Source organism: Providencia sp. PROV040 (assembly GCF_032706145.1).
Lineage (GTDB): Bacteria > Pseudomonadota > Gammaproteobacteria > Enterobacterales > Enterobacteriaceae > Providencia > Providencia hangzhouensis.
The window spans coordinates 94,538-117,067 of the sequence record NZ_CP120530.1 but is presented as its reverse complement, the minus strand read 5'-3'; the positions used below and the strand labels follow the sequence as shown (position 1 = coordinate 117,067).

20 protein-coding genes are annotated in these 22,530 nt (G+C 40.8%); 14 read left to right on the top strand and 6 right to left on the bottom strand.

All coding sequences use genetic code 11. From position 1 onward, the window contains the following. Window position 1 precedes the first annotated feature (1 nt). The 10 genes from P3L40_RS00490 (at window position 2) to trpS (ending at window position 8,896) form a co-directional block, all read left to right on the top strand. Entirely contained in the window at window positions 2–547 is a 546-nt protein-coding gene (locus P3L40_RS00490) for a PilN domain-containing protein (protein ID WP_004263186.1), read from the top strand. Continuing rightward, window positions 540–1,088: a hypothetical protein gene (locus P3L40_RS00485; protein WP_094962886.1), complete on the top strand. Its 549-nt coding sequence runs from the start codon at window positions 540–542 to the stop codon at window positions 1,086–1,088. The genes P3L40_RS00490 and P3L40_RS00485 overlap by 8 nt, the downstream gene beginning before the upstream one ends. Beyond that, window positions 1,081–2,145, top strand: a complete 1,065-nt coding sequence (locus P3L40_RS00480; RefSeq protein WP_226617283.1) for a transporter — start codon at window positions 1,081–1,083, stop codon at window positions 2,143–2,145. Before P3L40_RS00485 ends, P3L40_RS00480 begins: the two co-directional genes overlap by 8 nt. A 507-nt stretch (window positions 2,146–2,652) precedes the next feature. Next, a complete protein-coding gene (aroK, locus tag P3L40_RS00475) occupies window positions 2,653–3,174 on the top strand; it encodes a shikimate kinase AroK (protein ID WP_004263200.1) in 522 nt (173 codons plus the stop codon). A gap of 45 nt (window positions 3,175–3,219) precedes the next feature. Next, complete coding sequence (gene aroB, locus P3L40_RS00470) at window positions 3,220–4,308, top strand: 3-dehydroquinate synthase (protein WP_004263201.1); 1,089 nt, start codon at window positions 3,220–3,222, stop codon at window positions 4,306–4,308. Window positions 4,309–4,569: 261 nt separating this feature from the next. Then, on the top strand, window positions 4,570–5,475 hold the full coding sequence (locus P3L40_RS00465; protein WP_136135274.1) for an SPOR domain-containing protein: 906 nt from the start codon (window positions 4,570–4,572) through the stop codon (window positions 5,473–5,475). Between the two features lie 82 nt (window positions 5,476–5,557). Further along, window positions 5,558–6,460: an adenine-specific DNA-methyltransferase gene (dam, locus tag P3L40_RS00460; RefSeq protein WP_004263205.1), complete on the top strand. Its 903-nt coding sequence runs from the start codon at window positions 5,558–5,560 to the stop codon at window positions 6,458–6,460. A 15-nt stretch (window positions 6,461–6,475) separates the two neighbouring features. Then, window positions 6,476–7,150, top strand: coding sequence for a ribulose-phosphate 3-epimerase (gene rpe, locus P3L40_RS00455; RefSeq protein WP_004263207.1), 675 nt, complete (start codon window positions 6,476–6,478; stop codon window positions 7,148–7,150). After that, window positions 7,147–7,839: a phosphoglycolate phosphatase gene (locus tag P3L40_RS00450; protein WP_004263209.1), complete on the top strand. Its 693-nt coding sequence runs from the start codon at window positions 7,147–7,149 to the stop codon at window positions 7,837–7,839. The genes rpe and P3L40_RS00450 overlap by 4 nt, the downstream gene beginning before the upstream one ends. Window positions 7,840–7,855: 16 nt before the next feature. Continuing rightward, window positions 7,856–8,896 carry a tryptophan--tRNA ligase gene (trpS, locus tag P3L40_RS00445; protein WP_004263211.1) on the top strand — a complete coding sequence of 347 codons (1,041 nt, stop codon included), beginning with the start codon at window positions 7,856–7,858 and terminating at the stop codon, window positions 8,894–8,896. Between the two features lie 95 nt (window positions 8,897–8,991). On the opposite strand, the gene P3L40_RS00440 is transcribed toward trpS, so the two are convergent. Further along, window positions 8,992–9,669 carry a hydrolase gene (locus P3L40_RS00440; protein ID WP_136135276.1) on the bottom strand — a complete coding sequence of 226 codons (678 nt, stop codon included), beginning with the start codon at window positions 9,667–9,669 and terminating at the stop codon, window positions 8,992–8,994. Between the two features lie 271 nt (window positions 9,670–9,940). Between P3L40_RS00440 and P3L40_RS00435 the strand changes: the two genes are divergently transcribed. Next, the gene (locus tag P3L40_RS00435; protein ID WP_136135277.1) at window positions 9,941–10,816 is read left to right on the top strand and encodes a pirin family protein; all 876 of its coding nucleotides are present in this window, start codon (window positions 9,941–9,943) and stop codon (window positions 10,814–10,816) included. A 44-nt stretch (window positions 10,817–10,860) separates the two neighbouring features. On the opposite strand, the gene P3L40_RS00430 is transcribed toward P3L40_RS00435, so the two are convergent. Continuing rightward, complete coding sequence (locus P3L40_RS00430; RefSeq protein WP_004263222.1) at window positions 10,861–11,766, bottom strand: LysR substrate-binding domain-containing protein; 906 nt, start codon at window positions 11,764–11,766, stop codon at window positions 10,861–10,863. Between the two features lie 186 nt (window positions 11,767–11,952). Between P3L40_RS00430 and P3L40_RS00425 the strand changes: the two genes are divergently transcribed. Both P3L40_RS00425 and P3L40_RS00420 read left to right on the top strand, forming a co-directional pair. After that, a complete protein-coding gene (locus P3L40_RS00425; RefSeq protein ID WP_136135278.1) occupies window positions 11,953–13,638 on the top strand; it encodes an ABC transporter ATP-binding protein in 1,686 nt (561 codons plus the stop codon). Beyond that, window positions 13,631–15,265 (top strand): ABC transporter ATP-binding protein, encoded by a 1,635-nt coding sequence (locus P3L40_RS00420; RefSeq protein WP_210852469.1) that lies wholly within the window; start codon window positions 13,631–13,633, stop codon window positions 15,263–15,265. The genes P3L40_RS00425 and P3L40_RS00420 overlap by 8 nt, the downstream gene beginning before the upstream one ends. 65 nt (window positions 15,266–15,330) lie before the next feature. Here the strand turns inward: P3L40_RS00420 and yiiM are convergent, their stop codons facing one another. The 4 genes from yiiM to sodA all read right to left on the bottom strand — a co-directional run bounded on the left by yiiM (window position 15,331) and on the right by sodA (window position 20,009). After that, the gene (gene yiiM / locus P3L40_RS00415) at window positions 15,331–16,008 is read right to left on the bottom strand and encodes a 6-hydroxyaminopurine reductase (RefSeq protein WP_136135280.1); all 678 of its coding nucleotides are present in this window, start codon (window positions 16,006–16,008) and stop codon (window positions 15,331–15,333) included. A gap of 55 nt (window positions 16,009–16,063) precedes the next feature. After that, a complete protein-coding gene (locus P3L40_RS00410) occupies window positions 16,064–17,482 on the bottom strand; it encodes a J domain-containing protein (protein ID WP_172766710.1) in 1,419 nt (472 codons plus the stop codon). Continuing rightward, window positions 17,482–19,188, bottom strand: a complete 1,707-nt coding sequence (locus tag P3L40_RS00405) for an Hsp70 family protein (protein WP_228677535.1) — start codon at window positions 19,186–19,188, stop codon at window positions 17,482–17,484. Before P3L40_RS00405 ends, P3L40_RS00410 begins: the two co-directional genes overlap by 1 nt. Before the next feature lie 194 nt (window positions 19,189–19,382). Beyond that, entirely contained in the window at window positions 19,383–20,009 is a 627-nt protein-coding gene (sodA, locus tag P3L40_RS00400; protein WP_094962904.1) for a superoxide dismutase [Mn], read from the bottom strand. 417 nt (window positions 20,010–20,426) lie between these two features. On the opposite strand from sodA, the gene acs reads away from it, so the two are divergent. Continuing rightward, a complete protein-coding gene (acs, locus tag P3L40_RS00395) occupies window positions 20,427–22,382 on the top strand; it encodes an acetate--CoA ligase (protein ID WP_210852471.1) in 1,956 nt (651 codons plus the stop codon). The last annotated feature ends 148 nt before the right edge of the window (window positions 22,383–22,530 follow it).

Sequence of the window (22,530 nt, the reverse complement as noted above, 5' to 3'; positions counted from 1 at the left end):
GATGGAAATATACCAAGTTAACTTTCTCCCTTGGCGCCAACAGCAAATAAAAAAGAAGATACGAGAGTTTTTACTCTTTTGTTCTGTGGTTTGCTGCTCAGTGATTATAGCGTGTGTTTTTTTATTTATTTTTCAACAAATTGAAATGAAAGACTTAAAAAATAGAAAGCACAATAACCAACTACAATATGAACAGATACAACAATTAGTATTGCAAATCGCGACTCAACAAACACAGATTAATAGCTTAATGAGCAAAAAAAGAAAGATAGATAGCATTATAGTAAATAACCAATTTTTACTTAAGTTACTACAAAACCTTCCAACTCTAACTCCACCCAAAAGTTGGCTAACAAATCTACAGTTAATGAATAACAAAATAGAGATCAAAGCTAACAGTTATGATTTTCAAGATATCAATTCGCTTGGCTTACAACTTAAAAATCACCCAGGTTTGAGTGATATTCAATTGAAAAAAATCAGCCGAGTGAATCAATTAAACCGTTTACACCTCACAGCCAAATATCAAGGAGTGCTCGATGAATGAGTCCATACATTCTTTTTGGTATCGCCCATTTTGGCAACAAACCCTACCTGTTTGGTTCTTAATTGTGCTTTGTATCACTGCGGGGTATTTTTTATTCTGGAAAAAAAATCAAAATCAGATCATGGAATTAACCATTGAGAACCTGAATTTAATTGAAGCAATTACAAGAGAAAAGAAAGCTCTCTATCACTCACCTTCGTTACAACAACTTGAAAAACAAGCTCAATCACTAAAGCAATCCGTTGATATTAAAGAAGCGCCTCTTGAATTACTGACACAGTTAAATACCTTGCTCTCACATTCATCTGTGACACTTAATCAATTGCAACCAACAGATACCAATACCTATTTTATGGAGTTTCAAGGCCACTTCATTCCTATTTATCACGTTATAGAACAGCTTCTTACCCTTCCTCAAACCCAGAGATGGCATTTTCATGACATAAAAATATATTTAAAACAAGGAATTATCATCACCTCCATCTCATTTTCATTGTTCAACGACACTCTCGCTATCAAGGATGAAAACCGCAATGAATAGCTCACGAACTAACATCCTCATGCTGATTGCTGGGGGACTCTTCTTTTTATCTTCATTTTTAATCTCTGCCGAAGAGGTTAGAGATCCCTTTGCACCACTGATACCTCCCTTAGTAACAGAAAACCAGCCTACCCCGGAAACAGCAGTAGCGCAGGTAACGCCAAGTAAAACATCATTAACCCAAAAAATATTTAAATTAATCTCAACCAATGTCCAAGAGGTTCGTCATCTATTAGAACATCCAGATACTTCGTTATTATCAAAAAATGCCTCTATCCATCACGATATCACGACAAACAGCCTCATTATTAAAGAGGATCCAGATCGATTAGCACTGATTGATGAATGGATAAAACATCAAGATAAGCCAAATAAACAAGTACAGATCACTGCACATATCATTAGTAGCAGCCGAACTGCATTACAGGAGTTGGGCTTAGAATGGGGAATGATGGCAGGTGGAAATCTAAACGCTAATCACTTATATCGCTACAATCGTTACTCTTCAATATCAGGACAATTTGCCTTCAATGTTCTTAGTCTTGGTGATGGTTTACTTGAAATGAAACTGAAAGCATTAGAAAAAGAAAATCTGCTTTCTATTATTGCGAGTCCTCGTTTAGTTGCTTCGCATCAACAACCCGCAAGTATTCAGCAAGGTACAGAGATCCCCTATGTCACCAGTAATGACAAGAAAACACACGTACAATTTAAAGATGCTGTTCTGGGTATGGATGTTACCCCCTCGATTGTGCGTGATGAAAAAATTGAGTTAAACCTTAAAATTAGTCATAACTCACCCGATACTGCACTCACTAGCAGCCAACATCATCACTTAGCCATCAATAAACAAGAAATCGCAACTAACGTAACCATCAAAAATAATGAAACCCTTATCCTTGGGGGAATTTTTCAGCAAAAACAAGAAAAAACAGAGATGGGCTTACCCTTTTTATCTCATATCCCTTTTCTAGGTACATTATTCACAAATACGGCAGAGCATACAGATAAGCGTGTCCTTATTGTTTTTATAACACCAAAACTTATCAATATTTAACATGGAAAAAATAACGCATATACTTCAAATAGTTGAATACACAATAAGTCAAAGATGACAAAAAAAAATATTTTTTATGGCATAAACCTACCGGATAAATTTGACGCTGGCGTCGTTTTAGCATACAAGGTTATCCATTGAGTGTTCTAACTATCCGTAGATTAAAGAACAAGCTGTCAGTCGCTTATAAAACAGCCACAATTAATGTTGCTCTATTCTTAACAGAAATAACTTGCTGATACCAATAGCTAGAAACTGTTAAAAAGCATGATAAACAAGGCATTAGACAACATAGACGGCTCAAGTATCGAAACCTGTAATTTTAAATATGGCACTTTGCTTGCTTAGTGCCATATTTATATAGTTGCAATTCAGGTTGATGTATTGAGATAATTTTCTTATCTGATCTCACATCATCACTTATGAGGTTTCAGTTTAGGTCCCGCCGCTAATCTGATTGGCGGGGCGGGTAATCATTAACGAATAATCGTAGTAATACCAAAAAACATGGCAGAGAAACGCAATATCTTTCTGGTTGGACCAATGGGTGCTGGTAAAAGTACTATTGGCCGTCAGTTGGCTCAACAGCTTAATATGGAGTTTTTCGACTCTGATCACGAGATAGAAAAACGCACTGGCGCAGATGTAGGCTGGGTATTCGACCTTGAAGGTGAAGAAGGCTTTCGCGATCGCGAAGAAAAAATCATCAATGAGCTTACAGAGAAACAAGGCATTGTATTAGCAACAGGTGGTGGCTCTGTTAAGTCCAAAGAGACCCGTAATCGCCTATCCGCTCGCGGTGTCGTTGTTTATCTTGAGACCACAATTGAGAAACAATTATCTCGTACACAACGTGACAAAAAACGTCCACTGCTACAAGTTGACGAACCCGCACGTGAGGTTCTTGAGAAACTGGCTGACGAACGTAATCCTATGTATGAAGAAATTGCTGATATTACCATTCATACTGATGAGCAAAGTGCAAAAGTTGTTGCCAACCAAATCATTGAACTATTAGAAAAAAACTAATTGTTCATGGTGTTATTTTCAAAAATGAACTCAAGGTAAAGCAAGATGGAAAAAGTCACCGTCACTCTAGGCGAACGTAGTTATCCAATCAATATTGCACCCGGCTTATATCAACAAACCGGGGCATTTGAGCCATTAACTGCGGGTCAACGAGCAATGATCGTGACAAATGAAACTCTTGCCCCTATTTATCTCGATAAGATAAAGAATGCCCTTGAAACTTCAGGCGTAAAAGTTGATACCATCATTCTACCGGATGGTGAACAATACAAATCATTATTCATTATGAATGATGTATTTACCGCATTACTTGAAAAACACCATAACCGTGACACCACCCTCATCGCTCTTGGTGGGGGCGTCATTGGTGACCTAACAGGTTTCGCAGCAGCAAGCTATCAGCGTGGAGTACGTTTTATTCAAGTACCTACGACCTTATTATCTCAAGTGGACTCTTCTGTCGGTGGTAAAACCGCCGTCAATCACCCACTAGGGAAAAATATGATCGGCGCATTTTATCAACCCGCTTCTGTTGTGGTTGATCTCAACTGCTTAAAAACTCTCCCACCAAGAGAACTTGCCTCCGGCTTAGCAGAAGTCATTAAATATGGCATTATCCTCGATAGTGAATTTTTTAGCTGGCTAGAAGAGAATATTGATGCCCTCGTCTCTCTTGATGACCAAGCGATGGCTTACTGTATTCGCCGTTGTTGTGAACTAAAAGCACAAGTGGTTGCTGCGGATGAAAAAGAAACCAGTGGGTTACGCGCATTATTGAACTTAGGTCATACCTTTGGTCATGCTATCGAAGCGCATATGGGCTATGGCGTCTGGTTACATGGTGAAGCTGTCGCGGCTGGCATGGTTATGGCAGCAAAAACAGCAGAATTACTTGGTCAATTTACTCCTGAACAAACTCAGCGGGTGGTCACACTTTTAGAGCGTGCATCACTTCCCGTCAAAGGCCCTTCACAAATGAAGCCCGATGATTATCTCCCACATATGATGCGAGATAAAAAAGTGATGGGTGGAAAACTGCATTTAATTTTGCCTACCACTATCGGCCATTCGGAAATGCGTTCAGATGTTGATACGCAGACTGTCATTGCGGCAATATCATCCTGTATGTCATAAAACGAAGAAAAAGCTGAATTTTTACTGGCGTTTTAAAATGTTACTGGTAGATGTTCACTAAAGTCGTTAAATTATACGGTATGCCTACGCCTATATACGAAACTCTGAAAAAGCGTATTATCAATACCACTTTGGCTAGCGTGGTATTACGAAAGGATATATGCTTTAAATAAGCAGCGATGTCCTGCTTGGTCGTTAGAGGTTGTACTGATAAGAGACATTTTATCTCTACTATAGGCAAATTTTATTCGGGAGAGGAAAATGGACGAATTTAAACCAGATAACCAGTCTCAAGGTCAAAATGATCTTAGGCCTGATACATCAGATAGACCGACAGGGCGCTCACGCCAATCATCATCTGCTGCAAAACCTAAAATTGCACTTTCACGTCAACATATTATGATTGGTGTGGGTGTACTGGTCTTATTGCTGCTCATTATTGCTATCAGCTCAGCGCTGAAAGCCCCTACAGAGCATGAAAAGCAACAAACAACGGGTGCCAATAATTCACAGAATATCGATTTATCGGGTTCCTCATCGTTGACAAATTCACAAGGTCAAACGCTATCAGGGCAACCGCAAGAAATCACTGGTTCACAAATTACGCCAACGCCAACCCAAGGCGAACCTCAAACTCAACCAAATGGTCTGGGTGAGCGAATCGAAATACCTGGCGATGTAGTTGATGCCTTAAACCAAGGCCAAGTTTCTGTGCCAGGCACTAGCCAGCCACAAAATACGACACCGTTAACGCCACCAACCGTTAAACCTGTGGAACAACAACCCGTAGTCAAACCAGTAACGCCAGAAAAAACACCTGTAAAACCCGTTGAGCCAAAACACCCTGTGCAAACTAAACAGCCAGCAAAATCAACGGCAAGTAGCCAAAGTAGCAATATCATGTCTGCACCAGCAGGTAGCTACACATTGCAACTCAGCAGTGCAAGCCGCTCTGATACACTGGAAGCTTTCGCAAAAGAAAACAAATTGGCCAATTACAAAGTTTATAAAACCATACGTAATGGGCAAACTTGGTATGTTCTTATTCACGGAAATTATAGTTCAGTGACCGACGCAAAAAATGCAATAGGGACCTTACCTGCTGCAGTACAAGCGAAAAAACCGTGGGTTAGAAATATGAAACAAGTCAAACAGGATCAAAAATAACAACGTTTTTCCCCGGGCGCATTATGTTGTCCTGACAGAGTATAAATGCAGTTACTCTAAACGATTGTAATAATAAGACGGCATGAAAAAAAAACGCGCTTTTTTAAAATGGGCTGGGGGTAAATACCCCCTTGTGGAAGAAATCAAAAAACACCTTCCACAAGGTGATTGCTTAATTGAGCCTTTTGTTGGTGCTGGGTCAGTGTTTTTAAACACCAGTTATGATTCATACATACTGGCAGATATCAACAGTGACCTCATCAACCTCTACAATACGGTTAAAGACCGCGCTGATGCTTTTATCGAAGAAGCCCAGCAAATCTTCACACCTGAATATAATACTTCCGAACAATATTATTTAATGCGTGAAGCCTTTAACCAATCTACCGATACTGAGAAACGCAGTGTCCTTTTTTTATACTTAAACCGCCACTGCTATAATGGGTTATGCCGCTATAATTCTCGAGGTGAATTTAACGTTCCTTTTGGCCGCTATAAAAAACCCTATTTTCCTAAAGAAGAATTACTGTGGTTTGCTGAAAAATCACAAAATGCCACGTTTATGACTCAGCATTATGGTGAAACTTTGCTCAACGCAAAAGAGGGGTCTGTTGTCTACTGTGACCCACCATATGCACCTTTATCAGATACAGCGAACTTCACGGCGTATCACACGAATGCCTTTAATTCGCTCGAACAACAAAATTTAGCTATTTTGGCTCAAAAGTTATCAACAGAAAGTAAAATTCCTGTCTTGATCTCAAATCATGATACCCCGATGACGAGAGAGTGGTATTATCAAGCTCAATTGCATATTGTAAAAGTACGTCGCACCATTAGTAGAAATATATTAAACCGGACAAAAGTCAATGAGTTACTGGCATTATATCCGGGTATACCTAATAGCCTTTCTCCTAGAAAAACGGATAAGAAAAAAACGCAGCGCCTTGTACCTAGCGATGAATGGCTCTCAGATAACGATTAATAATCGGAGACAATAATGAAAAACTTTCTCATTGCCCCATCTATTTTATCTGCTGACTTTGCACGTTTAGGCGAAGATACCGCCAATGTTCTTGCAGCTGGTGCCGATATTGTGCATTTTGACGTTATGGACAACCACTACGTACCCAACTTAACGTTTGGCGCACCTATATGTAAAGCACTGCGAGACTACGGAATTACTGCACCTATCGATGTTCATTTAATGGTGAAGCCAGTTGACCGCATTATCCCAGATTTTGCTAAGGCCGGTGCAACCCATATTAGTTTCCATCCTGAAGCCAGCGAACATGTTGACCGCTCACTACAGTTAATTCGCGAACATGGCTGTACCGCGGGGTTAGTATTTAACCCAGCAACACCACTTAGCTACCTTGATTACGTCATGGATAAAGTTGATATGATCCTACTCATGTCTGTGAACCCAGGGTTTGGAGGCCAATCGTTTATCCCACAAACACTCAATAAATTGCGCCAAGTCCGTAAATTAATTGATGAAAGTGGCTATGATATTCGTTTGGAAGTCGACGGCGGTGTCAAAGTGAATAATATCGCAGAGATTGCAGCGGCAGGTGCCGATACCTTCGTTGCGGGTTCTGCTATTTTCGACCAACCGGACTATAAAACCGTCATCGACGCGATGCGTAACGAATTACAAAAGGTATCTCAATGACTGAAGTAGTATTAGAGAATATCAAAGCGATCGCTTTCGATTTAGACGGCACACTCGTAGATAGTGCAGCTGGCTTAGCTGAAGCCATCGACAACATGCTCAAAGAATTTAATTTTGCCCCTGCAGGTAAAGAACGCGTTTCTATTTGGGTAGGCAATGGTGTTGATGTGTTAGTTGAACGCGCACTTTCATGGGCGGGTGCCGAAATCACACCTGAGCGACAAAAAAAAGCTCGAGCCAGTTTTGATAAATTCTATGCAACGTCCGTCACAACAGGCAGCCAACTGTTTCCTGAAGTAAAAGACACTTTAGAGCAATTAACAAAACATGGCTTACCTATGGGGATTGTTACTAATAAAGCGACCCCATTTATTGCGCCATTATTAAAGAAATTAGGTATTGAACACTACTTTTCTCTAGTCTTGGGTAGCGATGACGTCAAAGCTTTAAAACCGCATCCTGCTCCCCTCTACCTAACGATGGGAACATTCGGTTTACGTAAAGAAGAATTGCTTTTTGTCGGCGATTCTCGTAATGATATTATTGCAGCGAAAAGCGCTGAATGCCCGTGTGTCGGTCTGACCTACGGTTATAACTATGGTGAATCTATTGCACTGAGTGAACCGAACTGTGTATTAACACATTTTTCTGATTTATTACCTGCAATCGGGTTATCTGAAATAAAATAAGCAAGGACATAACTAAATGAGCACTCCCACTGAAAAATTAAAGCAACCCCAAAAACCAATCGTATTCAGCGGCGCACAGCCTTCCGGTGAATTAACCATCGGTAACTACATGGGTGCATTACGTCAGTGGGTACAAATGCAAGATGACTACGACTGCATTTACTGTATCGTTGACCAGCACGCCATCACCGTTCGCCAAGACCCTGTTGAACTGCGTAAAAGAACCCTCGATACACTTGCGCTCTATTTAGCATGTGGTATTGACCCGAAAAAAAGCACCATTTTTGTGCAGTCACACGTACCACAACACGCTCAACTGAGCTGGGCGCTTAACTGCTACACCTATTTCGGTGAGTTGAGCCGTATGACTCAGTTTAAAGATAAATCTGCCCGTCACGCAGAAAATATCAATGCGGGACTCTTTGATTACCCAGTACTAATGGCAGCAGATATTTTGATTTATCAAACGAATCAAGTACCTGTTGGTATTGACCAGAAACAACACCTTGAATTGAGCCGTGATATTGCTCAACGCTTTAATGCCATTTATGGTGATATTTTCACTGTACCCGATCCATTCATTCCGACTGGTGGTGGTGCCCGTGTTATGGCTCTGCAAGATCCAACCAAGAAAATGTCTAAGTCCGATGATAACCGCAACAACGTTATCGCCTTATTAGAAGACCCGAAATCTGTCGTGAAAAAAATCAAACGCGCAATGACTGACTCCGAAGAGCCACCGCGTATTCGTTATGATTTAGAAAACAAACCAGGGGTTTCTAACTTATTAGATATCATGTCGGGTGTGACAGGTAAGAAAATTGCTGAACTTGAAGCCGAATTTGAAGGGCAAATGTACGGTCATCTTAAAGGTGCTGTGGCTGAAGCCGTTTCCGGTATGTTAACCACACTTCAAACTCGTTATCATGAATTCCGTAATGATGAAGCGCTGCTAAACCAAATTATGGATGAAGGCGCAACCAAAGCCGCTGCTCGCGCACAAGAAACGTTAGATAAAGTTTACGAAGCTATTGGTTTTGTTAAACGCCCTCAGTAACAATCATTGTATTAACTCAGTAAAAATGGGGGTTTTCCCCATTTTTACTCTAATCAATTTTCACCAATTAATTCATTGATGCTGTTTATTTCACCTTAACGCTCTGAATCTAATTGTTCATTATTTTTCAGAACATCTTGCGCTTTGCTGTAGCTTTCAATTAATAATTGATAGGCAGGGAAAATTTGCGTGTAAGCCATTGCCCACTCCGCCGCATCTTCGCGGTTCCAAGTCCCTTGCAATTCTGAAGCAACAGCAGCAGTATCCATTGGAACTACACCCGCTTGAACGACACGCGCTAAGGTAATTTCTTGTGCCATTTTGCTGTAAGTACCTGAAGCGTCAATCACCACAAATACTTGGTAGCCATCCATCACCGCACTAATTGCAGGAAATGCCATACAAACACTGGTAATAGTTCCGGCAATAATCAGTTGCTTTTTACCTGTTGCTTCCACGGCCGCCACAAACTCTGGGTTATCCCATGCATTAATTTCACCGCGGCGTGCAATATATTGTGCATGTGGTGCATTTTGATGAATTTCTGGTATCAACGGGCCATTTGGGCCTTGAGGTACAGAAGCAGTTGTTATTACTGGAATTTTAGCTAGGGAAGCCATTTTAGCCAGAACAGCGGCGCGAGCACGTAATTCCGTCATTGGCATATCACCTACAGTTTGAAATAAACCACTCTGGTGATCGATTAATAACATCACCGCATCTTCTGGGTTAATAGCAGGACGTTGACCATTAAAATTAGCTGGGCTACTCATGATGAAACCTCTCAATCGATAAAATATGAAACCTATTTTTTTTTTGATTTAAAAATAGAACGATATCCGCTCCGTTTTCGTGTTATTTAGATTAATTCATCGATTTAAAGCTGAGTAGTCCAGTTTTTGATAAACACTGTTCTATAAATAGAATAATTAGACTTTATTTTATTGTTCTATCACTGCAACAATGAAACCTATTTTTGCCACTACTGCCAAATGATTTGCTCCTTTATTATTCAGTCATCAAAACAATTTTAGGAGCAAAACCATGAAAAAAATTATTGGTATCTATCAATCTCCTCGTAGCCATTGGGTTGGAGACGGCTTCCCTGTCCGTTCAATGTTTAGCTATAACGATCATGGGAAATACCTCAACCCATTCCTTTTGCTCGACAGAGCGGGGCCTTTTGATTTCCCAAGCTCAAATTCAGCAAACAGAGGCGTTGGAGAGCACCCACACCGTGGGTTTGAAACAGTCACGATTGTGTATGATGGCGAAGTCGCCCACCATGACTCTACGGGTGAAGGTGGTGTGATAGGCCCAGGTGATGTTCAGTGGATGACTGCAGCATCGGGTATTTTGCATCAAGAGTATCAGTCTGATGCCTTCATGAAAAAAGGTGGCACACTTGATATGGTGCAACTGTGGGTCAATTTGCCAGCAAAAGACAAATCAGCGGCCCCCGGCTACCAGCTGTTAGAAAGCCAAAGCATGCCAAAAGTCGCATTACCCAATGATGCAGGTACATTGCGAGTGATTGCCGGTGACTATTTGGGCAATAAGGGTGCAGCACAAACCTTTAGTCCATTGGATGTATGGGATTTACAGCTTAACAAAGGTAAAACTGTGGGTATCCCAACTAAAACGGGACGCCATGTCGGTTTAGTCATGCTACGTGGTTCAATATTTGTTGATGGCCGTTCTGCTTTAAACGAAGGTGAACTGATGATCCTCGACGATACAGACAGCAATATTCTGTTAGAAGCCACAGAAGATGCTTTAGTGCTGTTACTCAGTGGTGATCCCATTAATGAGCCAGTTGTTGGCTACGGCCCCTTTGTGATGAATACTGTTCAAGAAATCAATGAAGCCATAAATGATTTCAACAGTGGGAAATTTGGGCGCATTCCTGAAACACAATAAATGACGAATATTTCCCTGATAGCCTAATGCGCTATCGGGGAAATTTATTTCACTGACGGCGAAATATTATCTGCTAAATAATTTAACAGTAATTGGATTGACGGCAACAACCCTTTACGTGATGGATATACTGCATGAATGATATCTTCAGGAAACTGCCATTGCGGTAATACCTCTATCAAATTCCCTGATTCAATGTCTTTTTCTACCACACCATAAGGTAGCCTTGCGATCCCGACACCTTTTAGCGCCGCGCGATATAACGTTAAGATATCTGTTGTCGCTAACTTAGGGGTAAAATGCTGTGTAAAGCTAAGGTCGTCACTGTTTTTGAGGGTTAACGTGTAATTTTGTGAATGCTCTGTATTCGCTAACATCGGGTAATCCACCAGCTTTTCTGGTTCTATGAGTTCACCCTGCTCTGCGAATAATTGTGGGCTAGCCACTAATATACGCCGTGAATACCCTAGTACTTTCATCATTAAGCCTGAATCATCTAAGGGCAATGAACGCACGCGAATAGCTAAATCCAACCCTTCACTAATAACATCAACAGGGCGGTTAACCGCTAAGATTTGGATATCGATATCAGGGTATTTCATCATAAAATCTACAAGTAATTCATTGAGATATACTTGTAATAGTGCAACTGGGCACGATAGTTTGATCGTTCCTTTAGGATGTGACTGAACGGAACAAATCAATTCGTGAGCAACTTCAGCTTCATCAACTACATTTTTACACTGCTGATAAAAAACTTGTCCCACTTCCGTGACATGAAACTGGCGGGTAGAACGGTAAATCAATGAAACATTAAGTTTTTTTTCTAAATCTGCAATGCGACGACTTAATTTAGATTTAGGGATCCCTAGAGCCAAGCCCGCTTGTGAAAAACCACCATATTCGACAACTTTCACAAAATAGTAGAGATCATTTAAATCATATTGCATCTCATTCCCTCAATATTCCCAATCGCAATATCACATCTTACTAAAAACCCTAAAAAAGCGCTTTAAAAATGAATACTGCCACTTAAGGCCTGCAAACAAAACAAATAGTCTGGTGAGCAAAACAACTAATTCACGATAACAAAGCGAAATAAATTAAAGTGACAGATTCGCTATTGGAGGTTTCGCATGTACCGCGCACTCAGGGAATTACTTCACCCCTATCGTTTCACATTATTATTTGCACTTATTTTACAAGCTATTGCAGGCCTCTGTTCACTCATTCCATTAATAGCAATTAGCCAAGTTGCAGTTGCTCCCGTTCATCAATATTATGAGTGGGTTATTATTGCTTGTACCGGTGGTGTAAGTTGGCTAATTTGCCAAACTCTTGCTCTGTATTTAACACATCAAACGGATAACCATCTCTGCCATCAAGTCAGACTACAACTTCTGAATAAAGTAGAAAAACTTCCATTAAACCACTTTGCCCAACATGGTAGAGACGGCTTTTTACAAATTGCAGATCGCGATGTGCGAGGGTTACATCAATTAACCGCTCATGCCCCCGCTGATATTACAAAATTGATTATCCTCCCCACAACAGCAACTCTCATTCTATTATGGCAAAATGCCCTACTCACCGTTTTTTGCTTAATACCGTTAATTGTCTCTGTTTTTTTATTTAGACAAATGCGTTCTGTGCGTTATCAGGCGCTATACACCGCACGTAACCAAGCAATGGGCTCTCTATATCAACAATACGCCGAACTCGCAGATAACCCGCTGCAAGCAAGGCAATATCCTAATCAATCCATTCAAAAAAAAGCATCACAAGCTCTATATCAATTTGAAATCGCCTTTAAACGATGGATAAGAAAAATAGGTGCCTTGAGCTCACTGACCCAAGTCGGTATCAGCAGCACATTGCTGTCATTATGGGTTATTTTTGGGGTCTCATTGCTGCCAGCGCCCGCGCCTCTCGATCAAATCATTTTGTTCATTCTATTAATCAGCAGTATCGCCGCACCGGTTGCTGCAATGGGGCATGGCGCAGACGCCTTAAACCTTGCCGTCAGCGCATCAGAACGTATTCGCCAGTTTCTAACTGAACCAGACATGCATTACGGAGAAAAGGACGTTATCCCATCCCAAGGTGAGCTCAAACTTGTCCAAGTTGACGTTAAAATAGGTGATAATCCAATATTATCAAATATTAATATCACCGTAGAGCCTAACGAATTTATCGCTATTGTCGGGGCATCTGGTGCAGGGAAAAGTACTTTATTACAGCTTATGGCGCGCTATTTAGACCCAACTGAAGGAAATGTGCTCTTTAACTCAGCGCCATTACCATCTCTATCATTGACAAGTTTGAACCGTACAGTTTCCATCGTCATGCAAAACTCCCCTCCTTTGCCTTGTTCTATCCGTGAAAATCTACAGCTATTTGCCCCCAACACCACTGAAGATAATATGTACCGTTATCTTAATGAACTCAACTTATTATCGATTGTAAAACAACAGCCTAAAGGGCTAGATGCCGTAATAGGGCAAGATATGGTGTTATCCGGTGGAGAAGCTCAACGCCTCGCAATTGCGCGTGCACTCCTATCGTCAGCGCCTTTATTGCTGCTTGATGAACCAACATCAGCACTTGACCCACAAAATGCACAACGGGTTCTCAATTTATTACACTCCGAGCCGCGAACCTGTGTATTAATTACCCATGACTTAAGCAGTTTGAATCTAGCAGACCGCATATTATTGTTAGACAACGGAAAATTAATCGCACAAGGCTCGCATCAATACCTTTCAATACATTCAGAACCCTATCAGAAACTTTTACGTGCCTTGGAGGATAACTGTGCTTAAACGCTTATTGTACACCGTACGTAATGCTATATTTTGGATGACGCTAAGCGCTGTTTTAGAGGGAATTAGCGGGTTATTTTTATTTGTTGTTATTTTAGATTGGCACCTTGATACCACAATGCCATTAACATTATTCGCTCTTTCTATTTTAACGACATTAGCCGTAACATTTATAGCCACTCAAAAAGGCTATTTTGCTGGGGGGTTAGTGATGCGCTATCTTGCTACGGCACTTATTCACCATCTACCTCTTTCATTACAACCCATATCAAACAGCAACCAACTAATTTCAGGGCCGGTATCACAGGTTATGTCTGTACCTGCACATTTGTTGCATCCTATTATTAGTGGGTTAATTACACCTTGTACTATCGTGATCGGGGTTTTAATCTATCAAAGTACATTTGGCGCTATTTTACTGTTTATACTCTTTTTGTTATTAATTTCTTTACGCTTGTCTGCCAGCAAAATTGCTTTTTTCGAACGAGCAGTTCATGAGTCAGAACAACAAGCAATGAGTGCACTCAACCAATATGCTCTCCACCAGCCATTGATTCGTCGTTCAAGTACTCACTATGAGCACCTGCATCCTAAACTTGCCTTAGCATCCCAATATCAAACTCAGAGACAACTACAACGAAGAAGCTTGCCATTTCACTTATTATTTTCATTAATGGTACAAACCGCGTTTATTACGCTCTTTGGATTCGGAATTTATTTAGTTGATCATGCAAAGATGCCACTAAACATGTGGCTAGCCGGGTTAGTTTTATTAGCTCGTTTAATTGAGCCTATGTGGTTACTTTCTCATTTAGACCAATCAATTAGGCAAATGAAAAAAGCAATTCAACAAATCGAAAAAGCCTTGAAGGCCCCCGTGTTGAACTTTCCTTATCGTTCATTAACACCCACTATCGATAGCGTTAGCTGTGAACAGTTATCATTTTACAGTGATAATAAAAAACGCATTTTACAAAATATAAACCTTAACTTTAAAGAACATACAATTACCGTCATTGTAGGTCCATCAGGAGCAGGAAAAAGTACATTATTAGGCTTACTCGCCCGCTTACAAGACCCAACACATGGCAGTGTGAACTACGGTAATAAAAATATTAAAAACCTATCACAAGAGGTGTTGTGTGCTCGCCGGGGAGTCTTACTGCAAGATAGCCGTTTATTTAGCGGTAACGTACGCCAAAATTTGGTACTTGATGATGATAATATTGATGACCGGGCAATCAGTGCATTACTGATACAACTTAATTTCACTGCCAATCATACGTTCTTAGAAAAAGAGGTAGGTGCCGGTGGTATGTTACTTTCTGGAGGACAAAGACAACGGCTGTGTATTGCAAGGCTGATTCTACAGCATCCTAATATCATTTTAATGGATGAACCAACGGCAAGCCTTGATAATATCAATACAGCCTCCGTGATTGACCTTATTACTCAAGCAAAACAACAAACACGTATCATCGTCACCCACCAGCCTAATCTCGCTCGCCAAGCAGACCATGTTGTGTATATGGAGAAAGGAAAAATTATTGCTCAGGGAACACATCTCGAATTAATGGCGAATATCCCGTGGTACCAACAGTTTATACAACAAATGCCTAAGACTTAGGCGTTATATTGCTAGCAAGTGCTTATGGCCAAATACTCTCTTTACCATAAGCACATTGCTTTATATTAACGCTTACCAAACAACCGGTGCTTAAACTCTTCAATTCGGTGGTTATCTAAACGGTTCTGCATGGTTAAGCTCCAACTTGCGGATAACCCTGCAGCACTTAAAAGCCGCTGATACAGCTCTTCATCATAAGGGGCGTGAAATGCAATCATAATGGCTTCTTGTACTGAAATATCACTATTGCGGCTCAATAATGTTAATGGCGCATTTTCACTAACATTGCCTGTTTTAATGACACGGTACAGCCAACCGCAGCGCCCATTGTCTTGCATCATTTGTGCAAAATTTTCAATTCCCGTTAACCTATTGAGCTTATAACAAGGGGAACGAGGCTGAGTGACCTGAATACGCGCATCACCCCATGCAAAAATATCCCCAATAAATACATTTTCTTCACTCATACCCAATGTTGATATATTTTCCCCAAATGCAGAGGCAACAAATAAATCGGCTAAATCAGGATACGCATTTACCCAGAAATCATAATGTTCACGAGGATAATGGCAAAGTGCTCTATCAGGCCCGCCATGGAAGCGTTTTTCAGCTTGTTCATCGCCATCAAGTCCCAATTGCCCTAACATCAATAACCCATCGGCAGCTTGCTTATGAATAGCGCTGTGCCCACAAAACTGGGTTGCTTGGACTTTACCGATAAAAACTTGGGGAGATACTTTCATGCAAGATCACACCTTAATACTCACATAGGATGAAATAACTGTTACTGTGTTCAAGTTACCATAACCCATGGTTAATAACCTCACTAATTTTTAGCAGGGCTCCTATCAATGTTAGCTCTAAAATAATATATATCAATAGCCCCCAAGTGAGCGTAATCCACCAAGAATTAAACCACTTTAAAAATATCCATGGAAACCCAAGAATACGCGATACGGTTATCCCTGGTAACCTCAATTTTGGTATCCCTTTTGTCTTTGGTACTATTTGCCAGATGATCATTAACAAGAACATACCGCTAAACATGATAGTTCCCACCTGATTATCACCACCTTTAATTGTAATATTCACTACGTCAGCAATGACAGACATAATGAATACATATATCCCTGTTAGCACCATTATCGAAAATAGAAAATCTACCAATAAAAATATAGCACCAGAAGTGTCTTTATTTTTATTTAAAAAGAAAAATAATAACGCATCACTAAGATATAAATAGAAAATAAAAATCATCGCAACTGCGATAATAACCCGATTATCGATATCCGGAGACGGTGCCGCAATACAAAATATACTTCCCCAAAACATAAGAAGAAATAAATGAGAAAGAGAAAAACATACTCTAGGTTGACTGAAAAAAGCGGCCACTGCTGGATTAACTCGATCTGCAAGCTCTGGGTAATTTTGTATCAACTGCTGATATTGCTTCATCAACAAATCCAGCACCCCAGGTACTAACCGCATCCACCCAGTCACTTCTGCCTGCTTTCCAATTAAAAATTGCATTGTAAATGCTGAGATCGAGTACTTATGTGATGCTTCAATTTCGCAATCTTGCCATGCACGTTCAACAGCAGTTTTACGTAATTGATTTTGAATACCTTCTTGAATAAACATTGGAACCACACTGTCTGAATTATAATCATTTAACTGCCAATTCAATAATTCAGAAGCACAATCTACGGTCGATTCCATTAAGCCCTGCTGTTGTGATAATGCTTTGGCAAAATCCTTATGAAACTGAGCAAAAATGTGTAAATTGCCTTTTTCCATCACATGAGCCCAAAGAAAAGATAGCGCGGCCTTCCCTTTGCTTTCATTTTCCACAATCAGGCTCGCGACAGTATCAATTTCATCTTGGGTATAAACAGTTTCAGCCACTGCTATAGCAGGTAAAGGCTCATCTGCTACAAATGTATTTGATAACCAATCAGAAAAATAAATATCTTGATACCCGGTGTGGTCATTTAATAATACGGCTTCACCATAACTTTCGTCTTCAGAAGCAACTTCAGGCTGAGAACTCACTTGATAAGAGGATACGTTTTTTGCATTTTCAAATGCTTCTCTTAGCTGCTGATACTCTTTTGGATGAGTATCGGGTCGATATTTTTTGAGTTGCTTTGCATAAGCCCTACGGATTTCTTTTTCATCATGAGTGAACGGAATTCCCAATATTTGCCACATATCCATTAATGCAAATCCCTTTCATATCGTTTCAAAAATTGAACAACTTGCTGGCGAAATGTTGCGATCAAGCGTAAATCTTGGCTATTTAATGCTATCTCAAACTCAGTTGTTATCTTATCGACCCAAAGTCTGTCATCACCGAGCAAGAATTCATATAATTGAGAACAACGGGCTAACAATTCTCTATTTTCAGGCATATCCCTTGGATGCTGCTTTAACCCTGCAATTTTTGCCAAGCTGGCTGAAATTTGTGTCTCACTCATTTGGCCAGGTACCTTTTCGATCAATAACCGGTAAACCTTAGGACTACCTTGATAATGACACTCAACTTCAAGTAAACCATCAACCGTGTAAGTAAACCTAACTTCAATCGTCACTTCTCCGGCTGGTCGTGGAGGAATATCTATCTTTAATTCCCCAAGGAAAACATTATCTTTGACTAGGCGAGCTTCACCTTGATATACCTTGAGTAAAATATGCTCTTGGTTATCTACAATTGTACTTAGCTCCTGCATTTTACTGATAGGCAAGAAATTATTGCGTTCGATAATAGGAAGATAGTAACCAAATTCAAAACGCTCACCATGCTGTTTCGTGGTATCAACCCCCAATGAAAATGGCATGACATCGGTTAAAACGATATCATCCAAAGCGCAATCTGCCATTACCATACCTGCTTGGACACCAGCCCCTAAAGCAACTGCCTCATCAGGATTTAAATCATGCCGTGGAAATCGCCCGAAAAGACGAGCTACGGTTTGTCTAACGAGAGGCATACGTGTCGCCCCTCCCACTAGCAATATATCGTCAAGATCATTAAGCGAAAAACGGGAGTCATGCAATGCCTGTAAAATAGGTTGTTGAAGACGAGCTAATAAAGGCTGACAACAAGTAGCTAGCTCTTGTTCTGTCATTTTCCATTCAAAATCTGACTCATTCCAATGCATAGAAACATAGCATTCTGGTGCTTGACTCAAGGCTAACTTGAGATGTTCCGACAATTTCAATAATTCAGGCCGTATCAGAAACTGATCTTTGTGTAATTCGGGGTACTTTTTCAACATCCATTGATAAATCACTTCACGAAAATCATCACCGCCTAAGCGTACATCACCACTACTAGCACAAACTTCGATAACGCCTTCAAACATATCGATGATCGATACGTCAAACGTGCCCCCTCCTAGGTCAAATGTGAGGTATTTATGTTCTTTATTTTCGAGTAACCCAAAAGCAAGTGAAGCAGCTGTTGGCTCATTTAATAACCTTACAACATTCAACCCAGCAAGCTGCCCCGCTGTTTTAACTGCGCGGCGCTGGACATCATTAAAATAAGCAGGAACTGTAATTATGGCGTCTTTGACGGCATAACCTAACCATGCTTCAACATCATCTTTAAGTTGACGTAACAACAAAGCGGAGACTTCTTCAGCACGAAATACAAGCTTACCTAGTGTTATAGTGGCATCGGTTCCCATATAACGTTTGAAACTCGCTTTAGTTATATTAGGATGACTTTGTAAACGTTCATGAGCAGCTTGTCCTACGATAATCTGGCCTTCATCATCTAAACCAACCACAGAAGGTGTTAGAACGTTTCCTTGTAGATTAGGAATTAGGACTGATTTGCCATCTAACCACAAACTTACCGCACTGTTACTTGTCCCAAGGTCAATCCCCATGACTAAGTGTGTTGCTAAACGATCCATTTTTATTTATTCCTTATTTATCAACAAACTAAATCCATATCATTATTGAAATAAATTAATAACCAATATTTTAAATGATAATGAGTTTTATTTAACAATAAAAAGTAAAGTTTTGGAATCGATATCAAATTGTAGGCATAAAAAAAGCGCAGCATTAACGCTGCGCTTATAGCAAATTACGTTATCTTATAAGATTATTTAGCTTTCGCTGCAAAACGTGCCGCTGCTTCATCCCAGTTCACAACTGACCAGAATGCTTTAATATAATCAGGACGGCGGTTTTGGAATTTCAGATAATAAGCGTGTTCCCATACGTCTAAACCGATGATTGGGTAACCAGATGCGCCTGAAATAGCCTCACCCATTAATGGGCTGTCTTGGTTCGCTGTTGAAACTACAGCTAATTTACCGTCATCTTTCAGAACCAGCCATGCCCAACCAGAACCGAAACGGGTTGCAGCTGCTTTTTCAAACAGTTCTTTGAATGCATCAACGCTACCGAAATCACGCTCAATCGCAGCTTTTAATTCGCCTTTTAATTCAGTACCTAATTTCAAACCTTTCCAGAACAGACTATGGTTTGAGTGGCCACCTGCGTTGTTACGAACAAACGTACGTTGATCAGCAGGAATTTGGTCTAATTTTTGAATCAGAACATCGATATCTAAACCTGCTAATTCAGGTAGTTTTTCTAACGCTGTATTGGTGTTAGTCACATAGGTTTGATGGTGCTTAGTATGGTGGATTTCCATGGTTTGCTTGTCAAAATGTGGTTCCAACGCATCATAAGCATAAGGTAAAGCAGGTAATGTATAACTCATATTATTGTCTCCAGTGACGTAAATACCGCTATGTTTCTCATTTTTACCACAAGGCTCATAGGGTAAACACTTGCGTAACTTCGCACCTTGTGAATAACTATCTATTATAGTTATTTTACTGTTAATGAAAATCATTATCAAACCCATGAGAAATGTATGGATATTTATATTCGCTATGAGAACTTGTTTATTCAGTAACTAATACCAACAACCCCGCCATTTATTTTTCTTTAAATCCACCTTTTATTATATTTTTAGATTTATATGTCAATTTGACATTTAGCATCAAATGATAATCCTGCAAATCTCATTACAATTAATACGTGATCTTCCGCGCAAAAGAAAAACAAATTTAAAAATCGTGCTTTAGTTAACCATTTTTTGACATAGTATTAACATCTGCAAGGAGATAATAATATGACTCAAATAACTAAACATCCCGTTCCTGCTGAAATTGCAAAAAATGCCCTGATAAACGAACAACAGTATAACGATGAGTACCAACGCTCGATTCAAGACCCTGAAGGATTTTGGGGCGAAAAAGGAAAAATCGTTGATTGGATTAAACCGTACACTCGTGTTAAAAACACCTCTTTTGACCCCGGGCACATCGATATCCGCTGGTTTGAAGACGGTACATTAAATTTAAGTGCTAACTGTTTGGATCGCCATCTGGCTGAAAAAGGCGACCAAACTGCGATTATTTGGGAAGGCGATGACCCTTCATCGTCAAAAAATGTCACTTACCGCGAACTGCACCATGATGTTTGTCAGTTTGCTAATGTCCTAAAACAACAAGGGATCCGTAAAGGTGATGTCGTCGCCATTTACATGCCGATGGTTGTCGAAGCTGCTGTCGCGATGCTAGCTTGTGCTCGTATTGGTGCTATACATACGGTCATTTTTGCTGGTTTCTCCCCTGAGGCGGTCTCTGGTCGCGTTATCGACTGTAAAGCGAAGCTCATCATCACTGCAGATGAAGGCTTACGTGCTGGCCGCGCAATTCCATTAAAGAAAAATGTGGATGACGCACTCGCCAACCCACAAGTCACAACGGTTTCTAATGTGATTGTTTACCAACGCACAGGCAACGCGCCGAGCTGGATAGAAGGCCGTGATCTCTGGTGGCACGACGTCATCAAAGGCGTCAGTGCAGATTGCCCTCCAGAAGAAATCAACGCAGAAGACCCGCTGTTCATCCTATATACCTCAGGCTCTACAGGTAAACCGAAAGGCGTTCTGCATAGCACTGGCGGTTATTTAGTCTATGCCACACTGACATTTAAATACACCTTCGACTACCATCCAGGTGAAGTCTATTGGTGTACTGCAGATGTAGGCTGGGTAACAGGCCATAGCTATTTGTTATATGGGCCATTATCCAATGGCGCTAAAACATTAATGTTCGAAGGGGTACCTAATTACCCAGCAGTTAACCGAATGAGCCAAGTGGTTGATAAACACCAAGTCAATATCCTTTATACTGCCCCAACGGCTATCCGCGCATTAATGGCCGAAGGCGATAAAGCCATTGAAGGTACAGATCGCAGCTCATTACGAATTCTCGGCTCCGTGGGGGAACCCATTAACCCTGAAGCTTGGGAATGGTTCTATAAAAAAATTGGTAACAGCCGCTGCCCTGTTGTCGATACATGGTGGCAAACCGAAACAGGTGGTTTCATGATCACACCACTTCCGGGGGCAACCATGTTAAAGCCAGGGTCTGCAACATTGCCATTCTTTGGTGTTCGCCCTGCATTAGTCGATAACCTTGGTGAACCTATCGAAGGCGCCACAGAAGGTAACTTAGTGATTGTTGATTCATGGCCGGGCCAAGCCCGAACCTTATTCGGCGATCACGAACGCTTCGAGCAAACCTACTTCTCAACCTTTAAAGGCATGTACTTTAGTGGTGATGGTGCTCGTCGTGATGAAGATGGTTATTACTGGATCACTGGCCGTGTTGACGATGTACTGAATATTTCGGGCCACCGTTTAGGTACCGCAGAAATAGAATCAGCGCTCGTTGCACATCCGAAAGTGGCTGAAGCTGCCGTGGTCGGTATTCCTCATAATATTAAAGGCCAAGCAATCTATGCTTATGTCACATTAATATCTGGGGTTGAGCCATCACCAGAGCTATACACCGAAGTTCGCAACTGGGTTCGTAAGGAAATCGGCCCTATTGCCACCCCGGATGTACTTCACTGGACGGATTCACTACCCAAAACCCGTTCCGGTAAAATCATGCGTCGCATCCTACGAAAAATTGCATCAGGAGACACCAGTAATTTCGGAGATACCTCCACTCTGGCTGATCCAGGTGTTGTCGAAAAACTACTCGAAGAAAAACAGTCTATGAGTATGTCATAACGCCAAAAGGCCAACTCATAGAGGCGGCCTTACATACATCCCAACAAGATGGTTTACTCTAAATAATTCGAGGTGCAGCTAGGCGACAAGCGAACGAAACACGAGGAGCATACATAAGTATGTGACTCGTGTGAGTGAATGCAGTCAA

What these genes read in the sequence shown, in the direction of transcription:
- P3L40_RS00490 (WP_004263186.1), top strand. Translation starts at nt 2, where the DNA reads ATGGAAATATACCAAGTTAACTTTCTCCCTTGGCGCCAACAGCAAATA.
- P3L40_RS00485 (WP_094962886.1), top strand. Translation starts at nt 540, where the DNA reads ATGAATGAGTCCATACATTCTTTTTGGTATCGCCCATTTTGGCAACAA.
- P3L40_RS00480 (WP_226617283.1), top strand. Translation starts at nt 1,081, where the DNA reads ATGAATAGCTCACGAACTAACATCCTCATGCTGATTGCTGGGGGACTC.
- aroK (WP_004263200.1), top strand. Translation starts at nt 2,653, where the DNA reads ATGGCAGAGAAACGCAATATCTTTCTGGTTGGACCAATGGGTGCTGGT.
- aroB (WP_004263201.1), top strand. Translation starts at nt 3,220, where the DNA reads ATGGAAAAAGTCACCGTCACTCTAGGCGAACGTAGTTATCCAATCAAT.
- P3L40_RS00465 (WP_136135274.1), top strand. Translation starts at nt 4,570, where the DNA reads ATGGACGAATTTAAACCAGATAACCAGTCTCAAGGTCAAAATGATCTT.
- dam (WP_004263205.1), top strand. Translation starts at nt 5,558, where the DNA reads ATGAAAAAAAAACGCGCTTTTTTAAAATGGGCTGGGGGTAAATACCCC.
- rpe (WP_004263207.1), top strand. Translation starts at nt 6,476, where the DNA reads ATGAAAAACTTTCTCATTGCCCCATCTATTTTATCTGCTGACTTTGCA.
- P3L40_RS00450 (WP_004263209.1), top strand. Translation starts at nt 7,147, where the DNA reads ATGACTGAAGTAGTATTAGAGAATATCAAAGCGATCGCTTTCGATTTA.
- trpS (WP_004263211.1), top strand. Translation starts at nt 7,856, where the DNA reads ATGAGCACTCCCACTGAAAAATTAAAGCAACCCCAAAAACCAATCGTA.
- P3L40_RS00440 (WP_136135276.1), bottom strand. Translation starts at nt 9,669, where the DNA reads ATGAGTAGCCCAGCTAATTTTAATGGTCAACGTCCTGCTATTAACCCA.
- P3L40_RS00435 (WP_136135277.1), top strand. Translation starts at nt 9,941, where the DNA reads ATGAAAAAAATTATTGGTATCTATCAATCTCCTCGTAGCCATTGGGTT.
- P3L40_RS00430 (WP_004263222.1), bottom strand. Translation starts at nt 11,766, where the DNA reads ATGCAATATGATTTAAATGATCTCTACTATTTTGTGAAAGTTGTCGAA.
- P3L40_RS00425 (WP_136135278.1), top strand. Translation starts at nt 11,953, where the DNA reads ATGTACCGCGCACTCAGGGAATTACTTCACCCCTATCGTTTCACATTA.
- yiiM (WP_136135280.1), bottom strand. Translation starts at nt 16,008, where the DNA reads ATGAAAGTATCTCCCCAAGTTTTTATCGGTAAAGTCCAAGCAACCCAG.
- P3L40_RS00410 (WP_172766710.1), bottom strand. Translation starts at nt 17,482, where the DNA reads ATGGATATGTGGCAAATATTGGGAATTCCGTTCACTCATGATGAAAAA.
- P3L40_RS00405 (WP_228677535.1), bottom strand. Translation starts at nt 19,188, where the DNA reads ATGGATCGTTTAGCAACACACTTAGTCATGGGGATTGACCTTGGGACA.
- sodA (WP_094962904.1), bottom strand. Translation starts at nt 20,009, where the DNA reads ATGAGTTATACATTACCTGCTTTACCTTATGCTTATGATGCGTTGGAA.
- acs (WP_210852471.1), top strand. Translation starts at nt 20,427, where the DNA reads ATGACTCAAATAACTAAACATCCCGTTCCTGCTGAAATTGCAAAAAAT.